Raw genomic sequence first — 24,102 nt, 5'->3', positions numbered from 1 at the left:
TGTTAACCTCCCGCCATGGCACCGGAATCCACCGCAGAGCAGCAGAGCCCTCACACCGGCGGCGCCTTCGTCCGCCGTTACCGCGACCAGGATGCGGAGGCGGTCGCGGACATCTGCCTGCGCACCGCGGACGCGGGGCGGGACGCGACCGGGATATATCAGGACCCGGCGATCCTCGACCACCTGTTCGCGGCCCCCTACATCGCCCTCGACCCGGAGCTCGCCTTCGTGCTCGACGACGGCGAGGGCCGGGCCGTCGGCTACGTCCTGGGCACCGACGACACGCACCGCTTCGCCGACCGCTTCCGCGACGAGTGGCTGCCGCGCGTGGCCGGCCGGCACGCCGCCGCGCCGGTCGGCGACTGGGACGGCCCGGACGAACTGATGGCCTGGCTGCTGCACAACCCGGACCGGCTCAAGGTCGCGGGCCTCGAGGCCTACCCGGGCCACCTGCACATCGACCTGCTGCCCAGCCACCAGCGCCAGGGCCACGGCTCCACCCTGCTGGCGCGCCTGGTGCGCGAGCTGGCCGAGCGCTCGACCCCGGCCCTGCACGTCGGCATGCTCACCACGAACACCGCCGCCCGGAAGTTCTACGACCGGCTCGGCTTCCACGTGATCCCGATCGAGGACCCGGCGCTGACGTATCTGGGGCTCGCCGTCTCCTGAGCGGCCGAACCCGGCCAGGTCGGCCGCCGGACCGGGCTCGGACGAGGCATAGAGTGAGCCGCATGGAATATCGAACTCTGGGTGCGAGCGGCCTTCTGGTCTCCGCCGTCGGCCTCGGCTGCAACAACTTCGGCGGCCGGCTCGACGCGGACCGGACGCGCGAGGTCGTGGACGCGGCGATCGAAGCCGGGGTGACGCTCTTCGACACCGCCGACATCTACGGCAACGGCGGCGGCTCCGAGACCTACCTCGGGCAGGCGCTCAAGGGGCGGCGTGACAAGGTGGTGCTGGCCACGAAGTTCGGCCACCAGAACTACGACATGGGCTACGGCCCGGCGGCCGGCGCCCGGGCCGGGCGCTCCTACATCCGGCGCGCGGTCGAGGAGTCGCTGCGGCGGCTGGAGACCGACTACATCGACCTCTACCAGCTGCACACGCCCGACCCGCTGACCCCGATCGCGGAGACCCTCGAGGCGCTGAGCGAACTGGTGCGCGAGGGCAAGGTGCGCTACATCGGGCACTCCAACCTCGCCGGGTGGCAGATCGCCGAGGCCGCGCACGTGGCCCAGGAGATCGGGGCGGTGCCGTTCATCTCGGCGCAGAACGAGTGGTCGCTGCTCGAGCGCCGGGTGGAGGCGGAGGTCGTGCCGGCCGCGATCCGCTACGGCCTCGGCGTGCTGCCGTACTTCCCGCTGGCCAACGGCCTGCTCACCGGCAAGGTGCGGCGCGCCACCGGCGTGCCGGAGGGCTCCCGGCTGGCCTCGCGGCCGGAGCGGGTGACCGAGGCGTTCCTGGACGCGGTCGAGCGGCTGGCCGCGTGGGGCGAGGCGAACGGCCGCAGCGTGCTGGAGATCGGCGTCGGGGCGCTCGCGGCCCAGCCGGGCTGCGCCTCGGTGATCGCCGGCGCGACCTCGGCCGAGCAGGTGCGCGCGAACGCGTCCGCCGCCGAGTGGATGCCGACCGTGCTGGAGCTGGCCGAGATCGACGAGGCGCTCAAGCCGTCGCAGGGTTCGTAGACTTCCGGTGGGACGCGGCCGGCCCGGCCCCCTGAGCGGGGCCGGGCCGGCGGCGCGTCGAGCAGCCGCGGACGGGCTACATCGAGTAGGAGTCCCGGTCGTCGAGGTCGCCTTCCGGGTCCTCATCCTCGTCGTCTTCGTCCTCGTCCATCAACTCGCCCGGATCGTCGGGCACCCGCACCGAGGCCGGGTCGGGCATGGACTGCGGCGAGTACCGGTCGAGCAGCTCGCCCGGGTCGTCCGGGATCGCCGGACGCCGGGTGCCGTGGTCTTCGTGGTCGGACTCGAACGGGTCGGTGGACATCGTCGATTCGCTCCCTGGTGGGTGAGGACGGCGTGCATATCGGATGATCCAGTGCAACACCGCCCCGGCGAGCGCGGCGCCCCGGGTTCACCCGCCCAGGTGAGCCCACCCCGGGCCGATCCGCGCTCGGCCCGGAATCCGCGTCTCAGCGCCCGCGGAACTCGGCCGGGCGCTTCTCCACGAACGCGGCCATGCCCTCCTTCTGGTCCGCGGTGGCGAACGCGGCGTGGAACAGCCGCCGCTCGTAGCGCAGGCCCTCGGCCAGGGTGGACTCGAAGGCGCGGTTGACCGCGTCCTTGGCCGCCAGCACCGCGAGCGGGGACATCGACGCGATGGTCGCGGCCACCTTGACCGCCTCGTCCAGCAGTTCCGCCGCGGGCACGATCCGGGAGACCAGGCCGGCCCGCTCGGCCTCCTCGGCGCCCATCATCCGGCCGGTCAGGCACAACTCCATCGCCTTGGCCTTGCCCACCGCGCGGGTGAGCCGCTGCGAGCCGCCCATGCCGGGGATGACGCCGAGCTTGATCTCCGGCTGGCCGAACTTCGCCGTGTCCGCGGCCAGCAGGATGTCGCACATCATGGCCAGTTCGCAGCCGCCGCCGAGGGCGTAGCCGGCCACCGCGGCCACGATCGGCTTGCGCACCCGGGTCAGCCGCTCCCACTCGGCGAACAGGTCCTCGCGGTACGCGTCGACGAACTCGAGGTTCTGCATCTCCTTGACGTCCGCGCCCGCCGCGAAGGCCTTCTCCGAGCCGGTCAGCACCAGGCAGCCGATCTCCGCGTCCCGGTCGAACTCCTCGGCGGCCGCGACCACCTCGTGCATCACCTGGAGATTGAGGGCATTGAGAGCCTCCGGGCGGTGGAGCGTGATCAGCCCGACCCGGTCCCGGCGCTCCACCTTGATCGTCTGGTACTGCGTCATGACGTGAACTCCCTGATGACGACGGGTCGGCGGATTGCCGCCGACCATATAGTCGGGCGTCCTGGCAAGTCCAGCGCGCCACGCGCCGGGCGAATACTCCGGTGCCCGGTGTCGGGGTCCGCCGCTACCATCGCCTCCATGCCGCACGAGTCAGCCGAAGACCCCCGTTCCTTCCAGGTGGACCTGCGCGGCCTGGTGGACCTGTTATCGCAGCATCTTTACTCCAGCCCGCGCGTCTATATACGCGAGCTGCTGCAGAACGCGGTGGACGCGGTGACCGCGCGCCGACTGCGCGACCCGGAGGCGCCGAGCGCCATCAGGATCCTGGTTCACTCGGACGGCCTGCGGATCCACGACCCGGGCATCGGCCTGAGCGAGGCGGACGCGCACCGCTTCCTGGCCACCATCGGCCGCTCGTCCAAGCGAGGCGAGCTGGCCGAGGCGCGGCAGGAGTTCCTGGGACAGTTCGGGATCGGGCTGCTGGCGTGTTTCACGGTGGCCGAGAATATCAGGGTAGTGACGCGGTCGGCGGTGGAGCCGGGCGCCCCGACGATTCAGTGGCTTGCGACGTCGGACGGGACCTACACGGTGCAACGCGTGCCCGCCGGGCAGGAGCTCGCGGAGCCGGGCACGACGGTCGAGCTCTCGCCGCGACCCGGCGCGGAGCGGTGGTTCGTCGGGGAGCGGGTGGCCGAGCTCGCCCGCGACTACGGCGCGCTGCTGCCGTACGAGGTCACCGTCGAGCACGAGGACTCCGTGGTGCGTACCACGGACAGCCCGCCGGTGTGGGACCGCGCGTATCCGAGCCCTGCGGCACGGCGCACCGCGCTGCTGGAGTACGGCCGGGCCGCGTTGGGGTTCCGGCCCCTCGACGCCGTCGAGCTCGACCTTCCGCTGGTGGGCATCCGCGGCGTGGGCTACGTGCTGCCGCAGCCGGCGAATCCGACCGAGTCCGGCCGGCACCGGATCTATCTCAAGGGCATGCTGCTCGGCGATGCGGTCGGCGGGCTGCTGCCGGACTGGGCGGTGTTCCTGCGCTGCCTGATCACCACGGACGCGCTCAAGCCCACCGCGTCGCGCGAGGCGCTGTACGAGGACGACACCCTGGCCGCGGTGCGCGAGGCGCTCGGCGGGCGGATCCGGGACTGGCTGGCCGAGCTCGCCGCCCGGGAGCCGGGCCGGCTGCGCGAGTTCCTGGCCGTGCACGCGATCGGGGTCAAGGCGCTGGCCTGCCACGACGCCGAACTGCTGCGGATCATGCTGCCGCACCTGCCGTTCGAGACGACCGACGGCCCGGTCTCGCTGGCCGAGTTCGCCAAGGCCCACCGGGAGATCCTCGTCGCGCCGTCGGTCGAGGAGTTCCGCCAGGTCGCCGCGATCGCCGCGGCGCAGGGCGTCGGCGTGGTCAACGGCGGCTACACCTATGACGGCGACCTGGTCTTCCTGCTGCCGGAGATCCTGCCCGGCGTGACCGTGCGGCGCCTGGGAGCGGACACCATCACCGACGCGCTCGATCCGGTGGACCCGGCCGAGGAGTTGCGGCTGACCGGCTTCCTCACCGCGGCCCGGGCCGTACTCGACCCACTGGACTGCGACGTCGTCCTGCGCGAGTTCCAGCCGTACTCGGTCAGTGCCCTGCACGTCGACTCGCAGGGCGCCCGGCAGGAGCGGGTCCGCGCGCAGACCGAGGCGGAGTCGGACGGGCTGTGGGCCGAGTTGCTCGGCGCGCTCAAGTCGGACGAGCCGCGGGCTCGGCTGGTGCTCAACCACCACAGCCCGGTGATCCGCCGGCTCACCGAGATCACCGATCGGGCGCTGCTCGGCACGGCGGTGGAGGCGCTCTACGGCCAGGCGCTGCTGATGACGCACCGGCCGCTGCGCCCGGCCGACACCTCGCTGCTGAACCGGGCCTTCGGCGACCTGCTCGGCTGGGCCATGCAGGTCGCCCGTCCGGCGGCGGACGGGCGGGAGGCGGGATGAGCGGCGTCGAGGAGATCCGGACGAAGCTGCTTCAGGCGCGCCGGCTGCCGGACGGGCGGGCGAAGACGGAGCTGCTCGAGAACTTGGCGGAGTGGGCGAAGGCGGAGTGGGACCGGTCGCTCGAAGCGCAGGTACTGCTGGAACTGAGCGACAGCTACTCGTTCGGCGGCGGGCCCAACCGGCAGCCGGTCGTGTTCGCGCGCCTGCTGAAGATCTACGACGAGTTCCCGGCCGAGCTCGGCGCGCACACGCACAGCATCCACTGGCAGTTGAAGTGGCTGACCGGCGCGCTGGTCTCCAAGACCTCCGTGCCGCGCGCGAGTGCGCACAAGTGGCTGGACGAGTTCGAGTCGCGCTACCGGCAGCGCGGTTACAGCCTCCGCCCGGTCCTGTCGCTGCGCTCGAGCCTGGCCGTGCTGGAGGGCGAGCACGCCGCCGCGCGCGCGTTCATGGACGCGTCCATCGCGGCACCGCGCGACGAGATGGCCAACTGCGAGGCCTGCGAGCGCAACGCCTGGGGCGATCTGCAGGTGGATCTCGGCGACGACGAGGCGGCCTGCCGGGATTGGGAGCCGCTGTTGGCCGGCCGGCTCCGGTGCCGGGAGGAGCCGGCCCGGGTCTTGGCGAAAGCGCTGATGCCGCTCGTCCGCCTCGGCCGCCTGGACGAGGCCCGCAGCGCGCACCTGCGCGGATATCAGCTGGCCCGCGGCAGGGCCGGACTGCGCGCGTCGGTCGCGTACCACATCGAGTTCTGCGCGCTGACCGGGAACGAGGCCCGCGGCCTGGAGATCCTGACCGAGCACAAGGACTGGCTCCTGGACCGTCCCGTGAAGTCGCGCGGACGGCGGCACCACGCCACCAGCGTTCTGGTGTTGTTACGCCAGCTCGCGACGCTCGGCCTGAGTGACCTTCAGATCGGCACTGTGACCGTGGCGGGCGCGCTCGATTCGCTGACCGCCGAGGTCGATCGGTCCTGCGCGCGGAGCGACGCACGCAACGGAAGCACCTATATCAGTGACCTGACCGCCCGACGGCTCGGCGCGCAGCCGACGGGCGACTGGCTACCGCTGGGCTTCTCGGCGAAACTGCCCGAGCGCGTGACGCGGAAGCCGGTCGCGCCGCGGACCGCCGCGGCTTCGGCACGCACCGGCGATCGGGCCGAAGCCGAGGCTGCCGAGGATCTCGCTCGCGATCACCTGGAGCACGACGCGGCGCGGGCGGAGTCGTACGCGCGTCAGGCCGTCGAGCTCGGCGGTTCGGCGTTGGAGCCGGAGGCGGTGGCGCGCCTGGGCTCGCTGCTGGTGGAGGCGATCTCGCGGCAGCCGGGACGCGAGCCGGACCTCATCGACGCGGCGCTGCGGGCCGCGGCGCGCTGGCAAGGCATATCAGAGCCCGATGAGTTGCGGCTGATCTTCACCGCCGCCCGCGCCTACCACGAACAGGGCCGGCACGGCGAGGCCGCGGCATTGTTCGGTGAGGCGATGCCGCGGGTGGATATCGCGTACCAGCCGTACACGGCGGCCATGACGCGCAAGGCCTACAGCGAATCGCTGCGGGCGCTGCGGCAGCACAAGGCCGCGGCCGAGCAGCTGGTGATCGCGGCTCGGCTGATCGAGGAGCACCCGGAGAGCAGGGTCGCCTATGCGCAGGTCTCCTGGTCCGCCGCGGAGTCGCTCTCCGCAAGCGGAAACCCGGTGGCCGCGATCGCGGCTTATGAGAAGGCCGTCGAACTGTGGCGCGAGCTAGGCGTGACCGGGCCGCTCGCGCGCTGCCGGCGCGCGGCCGCTTGGCTCTACCTCGGGCAGAACCGGCGCGGCCTCGCCCTGAAGCTGATGCGCGAGACGCGAGACGAGCTGCGCGAGGCGGTCGAGATCTCCGCGCCCGAGGCCGCGGCCGAGCTGGCCGAGACGGAGAAGCAGCTCAGGCAGATGATGCGCGCCCGACCAGAGGCATGAACAGGTCGTCGACGATCGCGAGCACCCGTTCGCGCGGAATCTGCCGGTAGGTCATCAGCATGTCGTGGCGCATCAGGTCGAACGGCATGCTGAGGACCGCCGGGGGAATGGTCGCGAGGTCGATCTCGCCGCGCTCGTGCGCCCGGTCGAAGATCCGTCGGGAGTAGATCGGGCGGTCGGCCATGATCTTCTCGCGCACTTCGGCCGGGGTCAGGCCGGTATCCGAGAGCAGGCCGGAGAACGCGGCGGTGACGGCCGCGACGAAGCCGACCCGGACCGCGCCGGTGCCCTCGAGCAGCGCGATCAGGTCGTCGCGCAGGTTGCCGGTGTCCGGGACCTCGATGGGGTGGGTCGCGCCGTAGTGCCGGATGGCGGCCAGCACCAGATCGCTCTTGTTGGGCCAGCGCCGGTAGAGCACGGCCACGCCCGTCTTCGCCCGCGCCGCGACCGACTCCATCGTCATCTTGGCGAAGCCCGCCTCGGCCAGCTCCTGCCAGGCGGACTCGAGCAGGGCCGCCTCCAGCTCCTCCCCGCGCCGCCGCTGCCGGGCCGGGGATCGCGTCTGCTCCGCTTGGGCCATGCCGCCAGGATACCGGCCGCGCGGATAAGAGAGGTTTGCATTCCTTAGCAGAGTGTCCTAGCCTCCTAAGAGAGGTAGTCATCTCTTATCCAGGAGGCTGGGCATGGCCCGGACACCGGCGAAGGCCGCACCCGAGAAGCTCGACCCCGCGTTGGTCAGAACCGCGCTGATCCTCATCGTCGGGGCCATGGCCGTCATCTTCGACACCACGATCGTGAGCGTCGCCCTGCACACGCTGGCCGCGAAGCTGGACACCTCGGTCGCCACGGTCCAGTGGGTCACCACCGGCTACCTGCTGGCGCTCGGCATCGCCGTACCGCTCAGCACCTGGGGGCTGCAGCGGTTCGGCGGGAAACGGCTGTGGATCTTCTCCCTGGCCGTCTTCCTGGTCGGTTCGGTCGGCGCCAGCCTCGCCTGGAACATCGGCGCGCTGATCGGCTGGCGGGTCGTGCAGGGCCTGGGCGGCGGGCTGATGCTGCCGGTGATGACCACGCTGATCTTCCAGGCCGCGGGCGGCAAGTCGCTCGGGCGCCTGGTCACCTACGTCGCGCTGCCCGCGCTGCTCGGCCCGATCCTCGGCCCGGTCGTCGGCGGCGCCATCCTGACCCACCTGGACTGGCGGTTCATGTTCTGGGTGAACGTGCCGTTCTGCGTCCTGGGCATCGTGCTCGCCTGGCGCCACCTGAACCCCGAATCGCCCGTCCGCCGAGGCGCCGACGCCGCGGCCGGCCGGCCGAAGCTCGACCTGCCCGGACTCCTGCTGATCGCGCCGGGCACCTCGGTGGTCCTGCTGGGCCTGGCCAACGCGGGCACCGCGGGCGGGTTCGCCCACCCGAACGTCGTCATCCCGCTGATCATCGGCGCCGCACTGCTCATCGCCTTCACCGTCTACGCACTGCGCACCCGCCGCCCGCTGGTCGAAATCCGGCTGCTGGCCCGGCGGCCGGTCGCCTCCGCCAGCTCAGTGCTCTTCTTCTCCGGCTTCTCCCTCTACGGCGCGATGCTGCTGCTGCCCTTGTACTACCAGCAGATCCGCGGCAGCAGCGCCCTCGCCGCCGGCGTCATGCTGGTGCCGCAGGGCGTAGGCGCCATCGGCTCCCGGATCGTCGTCGGCGGCAACATCGACCGCTTCGGCTCGCGCGTGATCGCGGCGGCCGGCTTCGCCGTGGTCGCCGCCGCGACCGTCCCGTTCGCACTCGCCGGGCCGCACACCAGCGCGTGGCAGCTGGCCGGGTGGCTGGTGCTGCGCGGGTTCGGGCTCGGCGCGGTGACCATGCCGGTGATGGTCGCCGCCTACATAGGCCTGGACAAGCAGGAAATCCCGCACTCCAGCGTGCTGACCAGGACCACGCAGCAGATCGGCGGCTCGTTCGGCACCGCCGTGCTCGCGGTGATCCTGGAAGGCGCCATCGCTGCGCATCCGGCCGCCCCGGACCACGCGTTCCAGCTGGCGTTCTGGTGGTCCGCCGGCTTCTCCCTCGTCGCCGTGCTGCTCTCGCTGTGGCTGCCCGGCGCTCAGCGGGAGCCGGCGGCCGCGAGCCAGGCGTCGAATTCCTCCGGCGAGCCCACGCCGGCGTCGAGTACGGCCTCGTAGATCGTCGCGCCGCTCGCCGAGCGCGCGTGCTTGATCCGCAGGATCGTCACCCGGGCCTCGTCGGTGAGCCGGGACGGCAGGGTGCGCAGATGCGCGAGATCCGGCTGCCGGTCCGGCTCGTCGACGAACCAGATGTCCGCGTTCCACTCCCGGCCGGTGGCGCCGGCGCGGAAGCCCAGGCCGAGGTAGACGCCGTCCGGATACTGCTCCGGCTCCCCGTTCCAGGAGCCGGTGTCGTCGCGGAAGAGCACGCGGCGGACGTGGTCGTGCCGGGCCAGCCGCCCGCCGAGGTCGATCACGTCTCCGATGATCGCGGCGTCCAGGGCATGGCAGCACACGGTGATGTCGATGTCCGGGCGGACCATCAGTCCGAGCGCCGAACTGCCGGTGCGCACGGCGTCGCCGAAGGCCGCCAGGGCCGTGTCAAGGCCCAGTTCGGCTACGGCGGAATCCGCCTCGCGTTGGAGGGCGCGTTGTTGCTCGAGGATCTCAGCGTCAGTGGTCACCCGCTTGATTATGCCGAGACTCCGGGTAAGAGCCCGGCATGGACCGTGAGGAGCGCGGGGGATGACGGCCGCCTTGGGGGCTGCCGAGGGCATCGGAGAGGAACCCGAGCCCGCCGACATCGTGGACGAGGCCGAACCGGGGGCGGAGCACGCGGATCCGCTCTTCGGCACCGGCTACAAGTGGTCGGCCGGATGGAACCGGCACGACGAAGAATTCGTGAACATGTCCCTGCGCACGCTCAGCCGCCGGCTGCCCGAGGTGATGGGGCTGTGTCTGCGGCTGTCCTGGCGCACGGACGCCCGGGCGGTGGTGACGCTGTTGGCCTGCCAGATCGCCAACGGCGTCTTCACCGCGTTCGGCCTGCTGGCCACCCAACGGGTGCTGGTCTCGCTGCTGGCAGAGGGCCCGACCCCCGGCCGGGTGCGTGCGGCCATCCCCTCGCTGCTGGTGGTCGGCGCGGCAGCGATGTGCGCCGCGCTGCTGGGCGTGGCCGGACGGGCCGCGAGCGGCGCACTGCGCCCGAAGGTGGCCCGGCTCGCCTACCGGGAGCTGCTTGAGCGCGCGGTGCGGGTCGAGCTGCTTCGCTTCCAGCAGCCCGAATTCAAAGACCTCATCGCCGCCGCACAATTCGGCGCGGGATGGGCCGAGTACATGCTCGAACAGATCTCGGCGCTGATCACCGCGGCGGCCGGTATCGCCGCCGCCGCGGGCGTACTGGCAGCACTGAAATGGGAGTTGGTGCCGCTGCTGATCCTGGCCGTCATCCCGGACGGCGTGGCCACGCTGGTGATCACCCGGCGCCGCAACGCCTCCCGGCTCAAGTGGCTGGCCAAGGTGCGGCAGCAGACCCGGCTCACCCAGCTGATGGTCGATCAGGAGCCGGCCGAGGAGGTGCGGCTGCACGGTGTGGGCAAACTGCTGCTCGCGCACCACGACCGGCTCTCCGAGCACAACGAGGCCGAGCAGGCACGGCTCGCCCGCTACGCGGCGAAGGCCTCGCTGGTCTCCCGGACCATCGCCGGGACGACCACGGCACTGACCTACATCGTGCTCGGCTACCTGGCCTGGCACGGCCAGATCCCGCTGGCCACCGCGGGCACGGCGGTATTCGCCATCGGCAAGGGCACCGGAGAACTCGCGGGCATGATCTCGGCGCTGAATTCGACGGTGGAGTACGGCCTCTATCTGATCGACCTCGCCGACGCGATCGAGCAGGCGGAACACGCGCGCATCCCCGACGACACACCGGCTCCGCAGGGTCCGCCGGAGGTGATCGAGGCACGCGGCCTGACGTTCCGTTACCCGAACAAGGAAACGGCCGCGATCAGCGACCTCGACCTGAAGATCCAGGCCGGTGAGGTGATCGCCTTCGTCGGCGAGAACGGTTCGGGCAAGACCACGCTGGCCAAACTGATCACCGGCCTGTACCTGCCCACCGAGGGTCAGCTGCTGTGGGACGGCGTGCCGCTCACGGAGCTCAACCGCCCGGCCGCCGCCACACACGTGGGCCTGCTGCCGCAGAGCTTCGAGCGTTGGCCGTTCACGGCGCGGTGGAACATCGCCGTCGGCCGCCCCGACGTCGAACACGACGACGAGGCGGTGCTGGTCGCAGCCCAGCGCGGCGGGGCCGACACCGTGATCGAGGAGCTCAAGCAGGGCCTGGACACGCTGATCGCCAGCGAGTTCTTCGGCGGGGTGAACCTGAGCGGCGGCCAGTGGCAGAAGATCGCGCTGGCCCGCAGCTTCCTCCGGGACGCGCCCGTCCTCCTGCTCGACGAGCCCACCGCCAGCCTGGACCCGAAGGCGGAGCAGAAGGCGTTCGAGACGGTGATGACCCTGGCCGAGGGCCGCACCGTCATCCTGATCACCCATCGGATGAACAGCGTCCGCCACGCCGACCGGATCATCGTGCTCGACCACGGCCGGATCATCGAGGAGGGGACGCACGCGCAGCTGATGCAGGCCGCCGGCCACTACGCCGAGATGTACCGGCTGCAGGCTGAGTCCTTCGCACTCGAGGAGTGAGAAGGCCCCGGCTCGCTACAGTGCCGACACGAGCTTGACGTCGAGCTCTCCCCCGGCCTCATACGCGATCTCGCCGATGTGGCCGGCTGCCCGCACGTCGCGCTCGAAGGTGCGGATCGCCTCGATCCGCACCTCGTCGGCGGTGATGATCACCGTGCTGACATCGGCGCGCATCGAGAGCTTCTCCGCCGTCTTGGCCCGGCGGATCGCGCCGATCACCTCCGAGGCGAGGCTCAGCAGCCCGAGCGGCGCTGCTGCTTCGGCCGCGTCGTCGGCCACGTCGGGCTCCGGCCACCGCGTCAGATGCACCGAGCCCTCGTGCGTCCAGGACCAGACCTCTTCGGTGGTGAACGGGATGAACGGCGCGAGCAGCTGGACCACGCCGTTGAGCGCGTGGCGCAGCGTCAGCCGGGCAGAATCCGAGCCCGCATAGGCACGGTCCTTCACCAGCTCGACGTAGTCGTCGCAGAACGTCCAGAAGAACCGCTCGGCCGTCACCAGCGCGGACGTGTAATCGAAGGCATCCAGAGCCTTGGTCGCCTCGGCTACGGTCTCGGCGTACGTCCGCAGCAGCGCCTGATCGAGCGGGTCGGTGACCTGCGCGTCCGCAGACGGCTCGCCGAAGGAGTAGACGAACTTCGCCGCGTTGAGCATCTTGGTCGCGAGCCTGCGACCCACCTTCATCTGCTGCGGCTCGAACGTCATGTCCGTGCCGGAACGCCCGAGCGCGGCCCAGTAGCGCACGCCGTCCGGGCCGTACTCGTCGATCAGGTGCGCCGGCGTGATCACGTTGTCCTGCGACTTCGACATCTTCTTCCGGTCCGGATCCAGGATGAAGCCGGAGATCGCGGCGTGGCGCCACGGGGTGGCGTCGGCCTCCAGATGCGAGCGCACGACCGTGTAGAAAAGCCAGGTGCGGATGATGTCGTGGGCCTGCGGACGATGGTCCATCGGGTAGGTGACCGCGTACAGCTCCGGGTCGTCCAGCCACCCGCAAGCCAGCTGCGGGGTGAGCGAGGAGGTCGCCCAGGTGTCCATGACGTCCGGTTCGCCGACGAAGCCGCCGGGCGTGCCGCGCTGCTCCTCGGTGTAGCCGGCCGGGACCGCGCTCTGCGGATCCACCGGGAGCTCGGCCTCGTCGGGCACGAGCGGGTGTGCGTAGTCGGGCTCGCCGTCGGCACCGAGCGGGTACCACAGCGGGAACGGCACGCCGAAGTACCGCTGCCGGCTGATCAGCCAGTCCGCGTTGAGGTTGCGCACCCAGTCGTCGTACCGGGCCTTCATGTGCGCCGGGTGCCAGGTGATCCGCCCACCGCGGGCCAGTAGCGCTTCCTTGTCCCGCACCGTCCGCACGAACCACTGCCGCGAGCTCACGATCTCCAGCGGCCGGTCGCCCTTTTCGTAGAACTTGACCGGGTGCACGATCGGCCGCGGCGCGCCCTCGATCGCCCCGGCCTGCTCCAGCAGGGCCACGACGGCCTTGCGCGCCTGCGTCGCGCTCAGCCCCACCAGACCGGCGTAGGCGCTGGCGGCCTTCTCCGGTTCCTGGCAAGGGATCTCGCTGAAGTCCAGCTGCAGCAGGCGTCCGTCCCGGCCGATGATCGTGCGCGTGGCCAGGCCGAGCTCGCGCCACCAGACCACATCGGTCTGGTCGCCGAAGGTGCAGACCATCGCGATGCCCGAGCCCTTGTCCACCTGGGCGAGCGGGTGCGCCAGCACCGGGACGCGCACGCCGAACAGCGGCGTGACCGCCTCCTTGCCGAACAACGCCTGGTAGCGGGCGTCATCCGGGTGCGCGACCAGTGCCACGCAGGCGGCCAGCAGCTCCGGCCGGGTGGTCTCGATCTGCACGGGCGCGCCGTCGACGGTGAAGCGCAGCCGGTGGTAGGCGGACTGCTGGTCCTTGTCCACCATCTCCGCGTTCGACACCGCCGTGCCGAAGTCCACGTCCCACATCGTCGGGGCCTCGGACTGATACGCCTCGCCGCGACTGAGCAGCCGCAGGAAAGCCGTCTGCGAGACCTTCTGCGCCTTCGCCCCGATGGTCGTGTACGTCATCGACCAGTCCACGGACAGACCGAGGCGACGCCACAGGTGCTCGAACACCTTCTCGTCCTCGGTCGTCAGCACCTCGCAGAGCTCGACGAAGTTGCGGCGCGCGAGCGGGAGCGGCTGCTGCCGGCCCTTCTTGCCCACCAGCTCGGGCGCGACGAAGTCCGGGTCGTACGGCAGCGACGGCTCGCACCGCACGCCGTAGTAGTTCTGCACCCGCCGCTCCGTCGGCAAGCCGTTGTCATCCCAGCCCATCGGGTAGAACACGTGCTTGCCGCGCATCCGCTGATAGCGCGCGAGGATGTCCGTCTGGGTGTAGGAGAACACGTGCCCGACGTGCAGGGAGCCGGACGCGGTCGGCGGCGGCGTGTCGATCGAGTAGACCTGCTCGCGTACGGCGGCGGGTACGAACCGGTAGACGCCAGCGTCGGCCCAACTACGTGCCCACTTGTCGTCCAAGCCGTTGACGGACGGCTTCTCCGGAATCGTCACCGCGCGCACCTCTCGATCAGTCGCCAGAACACTGCGTTCGCGCTCATGGTAAATGACCGACCCGGCCGGCTTCGAGGTTATTTCAGCTGATCACCGCGGGGAACGGCGCGGCCGGGCAGGCCCGGCGCCCTGGGCCCTGGGCCCGCTCACTCACCTTCGCCGCCTCAGCCGGCCGTTATCTCAGCTGATCACCGCGGGGAACGGCGCGGCCGGGCAGGCCCGGCACCCTGGGCCCTGGGCCCGCTCACTCACCTTCACCGCCTCGGCCCGGCCGTCATCTCAGCTGATCACCGCGGGGAACGGCGCGGCCGGGCAGGTCCAGCGCCCTGGGCCCGCTCACTCGCCTTCGCCGCGTCGGCACGGTGCTTCTCCTTGATCCGGACGGTCTCGCGGCGGAACTCAGCCTGGGTGGAGCGCTCGTGCGCCAGCCACTCCGGCTCCTCCGCCTTGAGCTGCTCGATCTGCTCGGTGGTCAGCGGCTCGGTGACCCCGCCGCGGGCGAGCCCGGCGATGGAGACGCCGAGCCTGGCGGCGGACACCTCGCGCGGGTGCGGGCCGTCCCGGCGCAGGTCGCGCAGCCACTGCGGCGGGTCCGCCTGCAGCGCGTTGAGCTCGTCGCGCGAGACGACACCCTCTTGGAACTCGGCGGGGGCGGCCTGGAGGTGGATGCCCAGCTTCTTCGCGGCCGTCGCGGGCTTCATCGTCTGGGTGGTCTTGTGCGGACTCATAGGTCCAACAGTAGCGACCGCGCGCGGCGGCTCCGACCAGGGCCGGTACCCTGACCGGGTGACAGGCACGGAGCAGACCGGTTCATTCCGACTCGGGTACGTCCCGGGCGTGACCCCCGGCAAGTGGGTCCGGATCTGGGCGGAGCGGGTGCCGGACGTGCCCCTCGACCTCGTTCCGCTCCCGGTGGCCGAGGCCGCGCCGACGCTGCGCGAGGGCGGCGCGGACGCGGCGCTGCTGCGGCTGCCGATCGACCGGGCCGGCCTGAGCGCGATCCCGCTGTACGCGGAGACCGCGGTGGTGGTCGTGCCCAAGGACCACGAGGTGGCGGCCGTGGACGAGGCGAGCCTCGCCGACCTCGCCGACTATCTCGTGCTCCACCCGCTCGACGACAGCCTTGACTGGACCGAGGCGGAGTTCCCGGGCCGGCCCGCGCTCGAGCGTCCGCAGACCACGGCCGACGCGATCGAGCTGGTGGCGGCGGGGGTGGGCCTGCTGGTCGTGCCGCAGTCGCTGGCCCGTCTGCACCACCGCAAAGACCTGACGTACCGGCCGCTGACGGACGCGCCGGAGTCGCGGGTCGCGCTGTCCTGGCTGGAGGAGCAGACGACCGACCTGGTGGAGGAGTTCATCGGGATCGTACGGGGACGCACGGTGAACAGCTCCCGCGGCGGCGGGCGGCAGCAGGACGCGGCGGCGGGGGCGGGTGCGGCCAAGGGCACCTCTAAATCCACGTCTAAGGGAACGTCTAAGGGAACGTCTAAGGCATCAGGTTCGGCAAGGCCGTCCGGCGAGGCGCGCAAGAAGGCCGCGGCGCCGAAGCGCGGCAAGCCTCGTCGCCGGTCTTAGGCCCGACTGCGGGCTCACTCGTCGCGCGTGACGATCGCCGGGTGGCGCGGATCGTCGCAGCGCACCGCGATGTCGGACGTCTCCACCGGCTGCTGTTCCTCCTCGTAGCGCTGGTAAGCCGGCAGCGTCCACGCGTCCTCATCGGCGGTGCGACGCGCGAGCGCGGCGGCTGACATGGATAGATGAACCGTCAGATCGAAGGCCAGGCCGACCCCGAACAACAACGAGCCCTCCACCAGGACAACGCCGCCGGGACCGAGCTGCACGTACTGCGCGCGATAAGCCCGGTCGGCCGCGGCGTCCCAGAGCCGCGGCAGCACCATGCCGTTACCGTCCGGGCCGATCGGCGCCAAGACCTCCCGGTCGAGCGCCTTGAGGTCGAGCCACTCGGTATAGAACACGTCTGGATCGTGGCGCCCGAGCTCGAACCGCAGCGAGGCCGGGCGCAGGTAGTCGCGGGCGGCTACGTGCACCGCCTGCCGGCCGCGCAGCCGCAATGCCTCCACCAGCCGCTCGGCGAGGACGTCGGTGCCGGTCGGGCCGGCTCCGTCGATCCCCACCGCCAACCGCGTCCCCGGAGGCCGCGACAGGCTGTCGACGGCCTCGGCGATGTGTTCGACAAGTAGGTCCGGTGAGATCGGTCGCGCTCGCATCTGACGATCCTTCCACCGGAGATCACTTTTGCCGGAGACCACTTTTGCCGGAGACCTCGCCTGACGCTAGTTGGTGATCTGTTCGGTTGTGATCTGTTCGGCGGCTGCGGGGTCGGTTGCGGCGAGTTGGGGTGGGGTGGCGGCTGGGTGATGGATGGATGGGGTGGATGGATGGGGTGGATGGGAAGATCAAAGTCAAAGGCGCCGCTGGCGGGCCCTCCGCCGAGGGGTGGGCGTTGTCGGGTTGGGGTGTCGTGGGTGGTCGGGTTGGTGGGGGTGGGGTTCGGCGGGGGGTTCTCGGCGTCGGTCACCCGGGGGCTATCAGCGTTGTGGCGGGGGTGCAACCGGCGGTGGTGTGGGGTGGGCTGTCGCAGGATTTCGTTCTCGCCGGTTGCGCCCCCGCCACAACGCTGATCGTGCTGCGCATGCCCGACGCCGAGAACCCCCCGCCTCAGGGCAGGATCCTGCGCTCGCGCCCCGGCGGGTGGCATTCGGCGGTCCGGTGTCCGCTGCCTCGTCCCTGTCCGTGTTCGGGTAGGCGCGTGGTGGAGTGGCACGGATTCTACGGCGGCCGCGGCGGGTGGCTTAGCGCTGGTCGTGGTGGGTGAGGACGTGGTGGGGGGAGCACAGGAGTGTGAGGTTGTCGAGGACGGTCGGTCCGTGGTGGCTGTGCGGAATTTTGTGGTGGGCGTGGAGGGCGAACGTCGGCGGGCGGCGGCAGCCGAGGAAGGTGCAGCCGCGGTCGCGCCAAGCGAGCGCGGTGCGTTGCGAGGCGCTGGCCAGACGTGCTGCAGGATTCTGATCGATGATCGCCTGATCGAGGAGGACGGGCTGGCCGTCCTCGCCGTAGTGGAGGAGGTGGGCGCCGGGCGCGCCGGGAGGGGGAAGGATCGTGCGGGGGATCATGTCCCCGTAGACGGACTCGGCCAGGCCCGCATCCTGCTGCGGGTCGAGGGGCGCGGTGTAGAGGGTGGGCAGGGTGAACGCGATTTCGCGGGCGGCGGCGTCGGTGGCCGCGAAATTCTGTGCCATCCGGACGAGAGCTTCGGCCTGGAGTTGCTCGGTGGTGCGCACGTCTTCGGGCACGAGCTCGGTGTGGTCGTATTGGCGGGCGCGGAGGAATGCGGAGACGGTCTGGTCGATCACGGCGCGGAAGATCGTGGCGCGTTCGGGGTCGAGGAGGCCTTCGATGCGGCACATCCCGGACTCGGTCGAGCTGACCTTGAGAAAACTGCGTTCGCGCGCCTTCGCCAGGTGCTGCCCGGCTCGGCCCGGATTGATCGTCTCCTCGAGCACCTGCACGTGCCGCTTCGCCCGGTCCGCACCGTTGCGGGAGGCGACTTCGAGGGTCTCGGCCATCGCCTTGGCCCGGGTCTGCTCATCTTCGTGACGTACGGCGTGGGCGGTGCGGGTCAGGGCACTGATCGTGGCCGCACCGAGCTTGCCGGAGGCCAGCGGCGCGGTCAGCTGCGGATCCGTGCCGAGCGCTTTGGCCTGCTTCATGATCCCGATGGCGGTGCCGCCGGTGACGTCGAGGTGCGTCGCGATCCACGTGTCGAGGCCGCCGGGCACCGCGCCGAGGCGTTGGGCCTGGGCGAGCATCATCAGCAGCAGACCCTGGTACGCCTGCACGCTTCGGGCGATCCGCGCCGCGTCCCGCAGCACCTCCTCGCCGGCTCCACGGTCACCCGTATCTGCGGCCCGCGCTCGCTGGAGTACCTGCCACGCGGCAGTGTCGATCTGCGAATCGATCTCAGTCTCACTCGGCGCCGCCGGATCTCCGGCCGCTGTGTTCTTGATCCCCTTGGTCACATCCCGCCCCCATTGCTCTTCGTATCCGTCCCCGTACTTCAAGTATATGGGTCTGCCGTGACAAAGGATGCGAATCTGGGCAAATAGTCTGAGATTGCGCTAAGAGATTGCCGTCCGGCTCGCGGTATCCGAGACGAGCACCCGCCCGGGCGCGAGCGCAGGATCCTGCCCTGAGGCGGGGGGTTCTCGGCGTCGGGCATGCGCAGCACGATCAGCGTTGTGGCGGGGGCGCAACCGGCGAGAACGAAATCCTGCGACAGCCCACCCAGACCACCGCCGGTTGCACCCCCGCCACAACGCTGATAGCCCCCGGGTGCCCGACGCCGAGAACCCCCCGCCGAACCCCACCCCCACCAACCCGACCACCCACGACACCCCAGCCCGACAACGCCCACCCCTCGGCGGAGGGCCCGCCGGCGGCGCCTTTGACTTTGATCCTCCCGCCGACCTGCAGAGAGGCAATCAATAGATTGCTATCTAACTGATCCGCACGGTCTCGAGCGGCGGCGCCGTGCAGGCTTGGAGGGTCTCCGCGTGAACGGCGGGCTCGCCGTGCGCGCGGCGAGCCGCGTCCTCTGATGCGGATTGGTATACGGCCGTGTATACCGCGCGTGCCAGTCGTGCGCCCCAACGCGAACGGGGTCCGCCGAAGGGTTCGGGGTGCGCTCCGGCCGCCGCTGCGGCCGTGCGGGCGGCGATGCACACGGCGTCGGAGGGGGTGCCGGAGCAGTCGTAGCCTGCGTCGAGTAGGGCTTGGACCTTCGCCTCGGTCGCGGTGCCGATGCAGTTGATCAGGGCCGCGTCGGTGAGCGCCGCAGGGACGGCGGCGATGATGTTGATCGTGCCCGGGCGGTACGGCGCGGGCACGTGGTCGGGGGCCGCGGCCCAGGTCGGCACGCCGAGGCCGGCCGTCACGACCGCTTCGACCTCGTCGTCGGCGGCGTGGACGAACGCGTCGACCGAGGCGGCCGTCATCAGGCCGACGCCCGGTCCTCTCAGGTCCAGCCCGGATGCCAGTTCTCGGAGATGTGCTTCCGGATCCATCCGGTCGTAGCCGGCTCGGACCTGCGCGTTGAGCACCCATTCGCGCTCGCCGAGGCCGCCGCCGAGGACTGACGAGCTGACCATCCGCCATCCCGGGCCCGCGCGCCAGGCCAGCATGTGCCGGCACGCCCCGTCCTCCAGCCGCGCCGCACGCACTATGTCCACAGCCGAATCCTCCCACGCAGGCTAAGACGCGCTGCACGCATCGCCTGCGCGACCGGAGGATCCGGATCACGCTAGAACGTGGGGGCGAAGGTCTCGATCAGGGTTGCGCAGCGTTGTGGGTCTTCGGTGAATCCGGCGGCCAGGCCCCAGAGTCGGTAGTCGACGCAGCGTACGACGATCCAGGCGCGGGTGAGCTCTGGGTCGAGTTCGGCGGCGTCGACCAGCGCGCCGGAGTGGGCCTTGAGCTCGCGGGGGCCGTCCATCTCGTCGAGGCGCGCCCAGAGCAGTTGCGCCGCCTGGTACTCCGGGTCGCCGATGTAGACCTTCGGGTCGATCGCCAGCCACGGCTCGCGTTCGGCAGCGAGGACGTTGTCGTAGTGCAGGTCGTGGTTCACCAGCAGGGTGCCGGTGCGGCGGCTCAGGCCGTCGGCAAGCTCACATGCCTGGCTGATTTGCTGCTCGGCGAGGGGGCGACCGAGCGCTTCCCAGCGGGTGCGGACGTTGTCGCGAATCTCTGCCGCGACCTCGGCGAGCTGCCGCGGCCCGTTGGGCGCGGGGACGGCGAGCCGACGCAGGAGGCGCCCGGCCGCGGGAACTGCTTTTTCGAGCGGCCCGCTGCTCAGAGGCTTGCCGCTCTCGGCGCGCTCCAACAGCAGCGCGCCTTCGGTGGGCGAGGTCGCGAGCAGCCTGACGGCGCCGTGCCCGTCCCAGATGGCGAGCGCGAGCGCCTCGTGGCCGGCCGCGGACTCCTCCGGCCAGGAGACCTTGAGTACGCACCGCTCCCGCTGCGGCCGACCCGGCTCGGCCTTTCGCAGCACCGGAAGGGCGAGGCCGTTGTAGCCGTTGCCGGCCACGCCGTCGGGTTCCAACTCCCAGCGGCCGAGCAGCTCGTTCACCGTGTCCGGCAGCGCGCTGATCCAGGCGCGTCCGCGCTCGCCTTCGCGCTGCCAGCGGCCGAAGGCCAGCAGACCTGCGGGTACCACGTTCATAAAGTGCACATTCTATGATGTATATGCCGTCTGCTGGAGGGAGAAAAGCTCGGAGTACGTGGCCGATTCGGCAAGCAGTTCCTCATGGGAGCCGACCTCGACGAGGCGGCCCTTGTCGAGCACGAGTATCAGATCTGCGCCGGCGACCGTGGAGAAGCGGTGGGAGACGATGACGGTGATCCCTCCGGGAGCGATCGAGCGGGCGCGTTCCATGTAGCGTTCGAAGATGGCGTGCTCGCTCGGAGCGTCCAAGGACGCGGTGGGCTCGTCGAGCACGAACAGCAACGGAACCGGCCGCATCGAGGCGCGGGCGAGCGCGAGCTTCTGCCACTGGCCCTCGGACAGGTCCACGCCGCCGAAGGCTCGCCCGAGCTGGGTCTCGACGCCGTCGGGGAGCCGGTCGACCAGCGCCTGCGCATCGGCGTGGGCGATGGCGGCGGGCAACCGTTCGGGGTGCTCGAGGTCGCCGAGGCCGATGCCCTGGGCGAAGGTGCTGTGGTAGCGGCCGAAGTCCTGGAACGCGGCGGCTGTCGCGCCTCGCCACGACCTGGTCTCGATGTCGGCGAGGTCGACGCCGTCGATGAGTATGCGCCCGGAGGTCGGGCGGTACATCTTCTCCAGCAGCTTGACGATCGTGGTCTTGCCCGAGCCGTATTCGCCCACGACCGCGACGACGCTGCCCGCCGGCAAGGTGACGGACATGCCGTCGAGGGCGAGCCGGTCGCTGTTGGCGTAGCTGAAACCGACGTCCTCGAAGGTGATGCCCTGGGTCAGCCGGGCGGGCGCGACGCCGGTCGCCGCGCTGGTGTGCTCGGCCTCGTAGGCGCGCAGCCAGCGGTACGGGTCGAGTACGCGCCCTGACCCGCCGGTGTTCGAGGACGCCCGCACGGCGTTCTGCACCAGCGAGCGCAGCTGGGTGCCGACGGTGATGGTCAGCACGATGTCGCCGAGGTGGGTCGGGTTGTTCGCGGCGGAGACGACCACGACGGCGAGTCCGGCCACGAAGCTGGCCGCGAAGACGCTCCAGCCGAGCGCGTTGAGCAGCCCCGCATTGAGGTTGGCGCGGCGCCAGATCCCCTCGCTGCGCTCGGCGGCCTCCCGTTGCAGCCGGACGAGGTGCTCGCTGGTTCCGGCGACCCGCACCTCTTTCCCGGTCGCGCCGCCGGTCAGGATCTCGAACAGACGACGTTGCAACCGCTTGTCCTGTGAGCGTGCGCTCTCGGCGGCTTGGATCACGCTGCGGGCGCGCTGCTCGAAGTAGAGCGGGATCACGCCGGCGACGAGGATGACCAGCAGTACCGGGCTGATGCTGCCGAGCAGGCCCAGCACGAGGAAAAGCCGCACCACGAGGGCGACGGCTTCAAGCGCGTTCCAGGCGGACTGCCCGATCGCCCAGGTCTGGTCGTAGAGCGCGGTGAGCTTGTCCAGGTATTCGGTGTTCTCGAGGTGCTCGACCCCTTCGATGCCCATCGCGGCCATCTGGATCTGCCGGTCGTAGTGCTCGCGCGCGACGAGCTCGCACAGGTTGATCCGCAGGCTGAAGACGATCTCGCCGAAGGTGATCGACGCGGCGTAGCCGAGAGCAGCGCCGACGGCGCCGACGACGATCAGCGTGCCGCGGGACTGGATCGTGCCGGAGACCATCGCCCGCATGCACACGCCGATCGCCGCGATGGCGAAGGTGTCGAGGGTCATGCAGGCGCAGACGGTCAGGAACAGCACCCGGCTGCGGCGCCAGCACAGCCCGAAGATCTCGCGGAACAGGGCGGCGTTGCCGCGCAGGACCTGGAGCGTCTTCACAGCAGCTCCCCCTCTTCGACCCGGTCTTCGTAGCCGCTCTGAAAACGCTCGGCCTGGATGGTGAACATCGCCGCGTAGTCGCCGCCGCGGCCTAGCAGCTCCTCGTGGCTACCGGATTCGGCGATGCGCCCGTTCTCCAGCAGCACGATCCGGTCGGCCTGGCGCACGGTGGAGAGCCGGTGCGAGATGAGGATCACGGTGGCGTCGCGGGCGAGCCGGGTCAGCCGTTCGAAGACCTCGAACTCGGTGCGCACGTCCAGGTGCGCGGTCGGCTCGTCCAACACCAGGATCTTCGCACCTCGCTTGATCGCGTAGACCGCCCTGGTGAGCACGACCTGCTGCCACTGGCCGCCGGACAGGTCCACGCCGCCGGCCAGCTCCTTCGACAGCGGGGTGTCCCAGCCGTCCGGAAGCCGGGCTAGCACTTCGTCGAACCCTGCTTCGCGGGCCGCGGAGTCCAGCAGGTCCTGATCGACGTGCGCGCCGAGGGCGACGTTCTCGCGCGCGGAGAGCGGGTAGCGCACGAAGTCCTGGAAGACGATCGCGAGCTCGCGGCGCCAGGCGGTGTATCCGATCTCGGCGATGTCGCGGCCGTCGGCGCGGATCGTGCCGGAGGTGGGCTCGTACAGACCGGCCAGGAGCTTGGTCAGGGTGGACTTGCCCGCGCCGTTCATCCCGACCAGCGCGAGCAGCTCGCCGGGCTCGATCTCCAGATCGAGGCTCTTGAGGATGTCGCGTTCGGTGGCCGGGTAGCGGAATCCGACCTTTTCGAAAGTGAGCGTCGGCGTCTTCGTCAGGGCCGGCGCGTCGGCCGGTTCCCGGCGGGTGTCGGTGAGCGCGCCGGCGAGCTTGTTGTACGCGCGCATCACGGGGACGACGCCCTGGACGTTGATCGAGTCGAAGGTGTAGCCGATCCCCTGGAAGGTCGCCCACGCGGCCGTGAGCACGACGGTCTCGGTGGCGAGGCTGGTCCGGCCGTGTTCGGTCTGCACGCACACGGCCAGGAACGCGATCAGCAGCGGCACGAACAGGAGCGCCGACTGGAGCCATTTGGCCCGCGCGGCCCGGTAGTCGTCCGCCCAGACCGGCCGCATGTGGGTGAGGCTGTGGGTCTGGCCGGTGCGCGAGATCCAGTCGTCGAGGCCGAACACGCGGATCTCCTTGCCCTCCGAGGGGGCGAAGGCCAGCTTGCTCCAGTACTGGTAGCGCCGGTGGTGGTTGATCCCGGCGGCCCAGATCCGGAAGTGGTTGAGCCATTGACGCAGGGCGAGCGCGCGGTAGGCGAACGCCGGGAGGACCAGCAGCGGCACCAGCCACCAGGAGAAGCGGACGAGCACCAGCGCGGAGGAGATCAGGCCGAGGTAACGCACCATCAGCATCAGCTGGGAGGTGGCGCCCTGCCCGGGCGTCTTCTCGATCCACGTGCTCGGTTCGGCGTTCGCGGTGGCGATCAGGTCCTGCACGGCGGGCTGTTCGAGCACGGTGATGGTGTCGGACTGCGAAGTGAGACCGGCGAGCCGTTCCCGGTAGGCGACGTCGATGCGGCTCTGCACGATCAGCATCGTGGGCATCTGGATCGCCATGAGCACCTGCGCGGCGATCAGCGTCGAGGCGAGCAGAGCCAGCGGCGCGACGACCCTCGAGACGCTGCCCGAGGAAGTGCGCCCGACGCTGTCGACGACGGCGGCAGTGGCCAGCGCGGTCAGGGCCGGGAGGACGGTCTGCACCAGCTGGATCACGCTGAAAAGCGCCGTGGCGAACCAACCGCCGTCACGCAGCAGCCCGAGCAGCTGCCGGCGTAGGTGCAACATCTCGCGCTGTTCTTCGGATCGGGCCAAGACTCGCGCCTCACTCTCGACGGGCACTCGACCGCAGCGATCGAAGCGCTTCGAAACTGCCACCGCGCGCTGAGCCCTGTCAACCGAATACCGGCACGAACATACTGATCGACGGGCATCGACGAGATTC

General features: G+C 70.7%; 19 protein-coding genes. 7 read left to right on the top strand and 12 right to left on the bottom strand.

Going from position 1 to position 24,102, the window contains the following annotated elements:
* Positions 1-15 precede the first annotated feature (15 nt).
* Positions 16-669, top strand: coding sequence for a GNAT family N-acetyltransferase (locus ACTRO_RS37625; protein WP_051452009.1), 654 nt, complete (start codon positions 16-18; stop codon positions 667-669).
* A gap of 62 nt (positions 670-731) precedes the next feature.
* Positions 732-1,685, top strand: a complete 954-nt coding sequence (locus ACTRO_RS37620; RefSeq protein WP_034270956.1) for an aldo/keto reductase — start codon at positions 732-734, stop codon at positions 1,683-1,685.
* Between the two features lie 76 nt (positions 1,686-1,761).
* On the opposite strand, the gene ACTRO_RS37615 is transcribed toward ACTRO_RS37620, so the two are convergent.
* Positions 1,762-1,989 (bottom strand): hypothetical protein, encoded by a 228-nt coding sequence (locus ACTRO_RS37615; RefSeq protein WP_034270955.1) that lies wholly within the window; start codon positions 1,987-1,989, stop codon positions 1,762-1,764.
* Between the two features lie 145 nt (positions 1,990-2,134).
* Entirely contained in the window at positions 2,135-2,911 is a 777-nt protein-coding gene (locus ACTRO_RS37610; RefSeq protein ID WP_034270953.1) for an enoyl-CoA hydratase, read from the bottom strand.
* A gap of 138 nt (positions 2,912-3,049) precedes the next feature.
* On the opposite strand from ACTRO_RS37610, the gene ACTRO_RS37605 reads away from it, so the two are divergent.
* Together ACTRO_RS37605 and ACTRO_RS37600 are read left to right on the top strand one after the other, a co-directional pair.
* Positions 3,050-4,891: an HSP90 family protein gene (locus tag ACTRO_RS37605; RefSeq protein WP_034278541.1), complete on the top strand. Its 1,842-nt coding sequence runs from the start codon at positions 3,050-3,052 to the stop codon at positions 4,889-4,891.
* A complete protein-coding gene (locus tag ACTRO_RS37600; protein WP_034270951.1) occupies positions 4,888-6,846 on the top strand; it encodes a tetratricopeptide repeat protein in 1,959 nt (652 codons plus the stop codon). Before ACTRO_RS37605 ends, ACTRO_RS37600 begins: the two co-directional genes overlap by 4 nt.
* On the opposite strand, the gene ACTRO_RS37595 is transcribed toward ACTRO_RS37600, so the two are convergent.
* Positions 6,812-7,426, bottom strand: a complete 615-nt coding sequence (locus ACTRO_RS37595) for a TetR/AcrR family transcriptional regulator (protein WP_034270948.1) — start codon at positions 7,424-7,426, stop codon at positions 6,812-6,814. The genes ACTRO_RS37600 and ACTRO_RS37595 overlap by 35 nt on opposite strands.
* A gap of 103 nt (positions 7,427-7,529) precedes the next feature.
* Between ACTRO_RS37595 and ACTRO_RS37590 the strand changes: the two genes are divergently transcribed.
* On the top strand, positions 7,530-9,020 hold the full coding sequence (locus tag ACTRO_RS37590; RefSeq protein WP_034270945.1) for an MDR family MFS transporter: 1,491 nt from the start codon (positions 7,530-7,532) through the stop codon (positions 9,018-9,020).
* Here ACTRO_RS37590 and ACTRO_RS37585 read toward each other — a convergent pair.
* Positions 8,942-9,526: a hypothetical protein gene (locus ACTRO_RS37585; RefSeq protein WP_051452008.1), complete on the bottom strand. Its 585-nt coding sequence runs from the start codon at positions 9,524-9,526 to the stop codon at positions 8,942-8,944. The genes ACTRO_RS37590 and ACTRO_RS37585 overlap by 79 nt on opposite strands.
* A 61-nt stretch (positions 9,527-9,587) precedes the next feature.
* Between ACTRO_RS37585 and ACTRO_RS37580 the strand changes: the two genes are divergently transcribed.
* The gene (locus ACTRO_RS37580) at positions 9,588-11,552 is read left to right on the top strand and encodes an ABC transporter ATP-binding protein (RefSeq protein ID WP_051452007.1); all 1,965 of its coding nucleotides are present in this window, start codon (positions 9,588-9,590) and stop codon (positions 11,550-11,552) included.
* 15 nt (positions 11,553-11,567) lie between these two features.
* On the opposite strand, the gene valS is transcribed toward ACTRO_RS37580, so the two are convergent.
* Together valS and ACTRO_RS37570 are read right to left on the bottom strand one after the other, a co-directional pair.
* Positions 11,568-14,090 carry a valine--tRNA ligase gene (valS, locus tag ACTRO_RS37575; RefSeq protein ID WP_084317232.1) on the bottom strand — a complete coding sequence of 841 codons (2,523 nt, stop codon included), beginning with the start codon at positions 14,088-14,090 and terminating at the stop codon, positions 11,568-11,570.
* Positions 14,091-14,383: 293 nt separating this feature from the next.
* Complete coding sequence (locus ACTRO_RS37570; RefSeq protein ID WP_034270939.1) at positions 14,384-14,824, bottom strand: DUF5997 family protein; 441 nt, start codon at positions 14,822-14,824, stop codon at positions 14,384-14,386.
* A 58-nt stretch (positions 14,825-14,882) separates the two neighbouring features.
* Here ACTRO_RS37570 and ACTRO_RS37565 point away from each other — a divergent pair, with 58 nt between their 5' ends.
* On the top strand, positions 14,883-15,671 hold the full coding sequence (locus ACTRO_RS37565; protein ID WP_084316842.1) for a LysR family substrate-binding domain-containing protein: 789 nt from the start codon (positions 14,883-14,885) through the stop codon (positions 15,669-15,671).
* Positions 15,672-15,685: 14 nt separating this feature from the next.
* Here ACTRO_RS37565 and ACTRO_RS37560 read toward each other — a convergent pair whose 3' ends face one another.
* The 6 genes from ACTRO_RS37560 to ACTRO_RS37535 all read right to left on the bottom strand — a co-directional run bounded on the left by ACTRO_RS37560 (position 15,686) and on the right by ACTRO_RS37535 (position 23,972).
* Complete coding sequence (locus ACTRO_RS37560; RefSeq protein WP_034270933.1) at positions 15,686-16,324, bottom strand: nucleoside/nucleotide kinase family protein; 639 nt, start codon at positions 16,322-16,324, stop codon at positions 15,686-15,688.
* Positions 16,325-16,909: 585 nt separating this feature from the next.
* Complete coding sequence (locus ACTRO_RS37555; protein WP_084316841.1) at positions 16,910-18,178, bottom strand: HNH endonuclease signature motif containing protein; 1,269 nt, start codon at positions 18,176-18,178, stop codon at positions 16,910-16,912.
* A 435-nt stretch (positions 18,179-18,613) separates the two neighbouring features.
* Complete coding sequence (locus ACTRO_RS37550) at positions 18,614-19,297, bottom strand: adenosylcobinamide amidohydrolase (protein WP_063628142.1); 684 nt, start codon at positions 19,295-19,297, stop codon at positions 18,614-18,616.
* Between the two features lie 119 nt (positions 19,298-19,416).
* On the bottom strand, positions 19,417-20,334 hold the full coding sequence (locus tag ACTRO_RS37545; protein ID WP_051452006.1) for an aminoglycoside phosphotransferase family protein: 918 nt from the start codon (positions 20,332-20,334) through the stop codon (positions 19,417-19,419).
* Between the two features lie 12 nt (positions 20,335-20,346).
* Positions 20,347-22,134: an ABC transporter ATP-binding protein gene (locus ACTRO_RS37540; RefSeq protein ID WP_051452005.1), complete on the bottom strand. Its 1,788-nt coding sequence runs from the start codon at positions 22,132-22,134 to the stop codon at positions 20,347-20,349.
* On the bottom strand, positions 22,131-23,972 hold the full coding sequence (locus ACTRO_RS37535; protein ID WP_157436676.1) for an ABC transporter ATP-binding protein: 1,842 nt from the start codon (positions 23,970-23,972) through the stop codon (positions 22,131-22,133). Before ACTRO_RS37535 ends, ACTRO_RS37540 begins: the two co-directional genes overlap by 4 nt.
* Positions 23,973-24,102 lie beyond the last annotated feature (130 nt).

This window comes from Actinospica robiniae DSM 44927, assembly GCF_000504285.1.
GTDB lineage: Bacteria > Actinomycetota > Actinomycetes > Streptomycetales > Catenulisporaceae > Actinospica > Actinospica robiniae.
The sequence above is the reverse complement of the archived record's forward strand: the minus strand, read 5'-3'. Positions and strand labels throughout refer to the sequence as shown.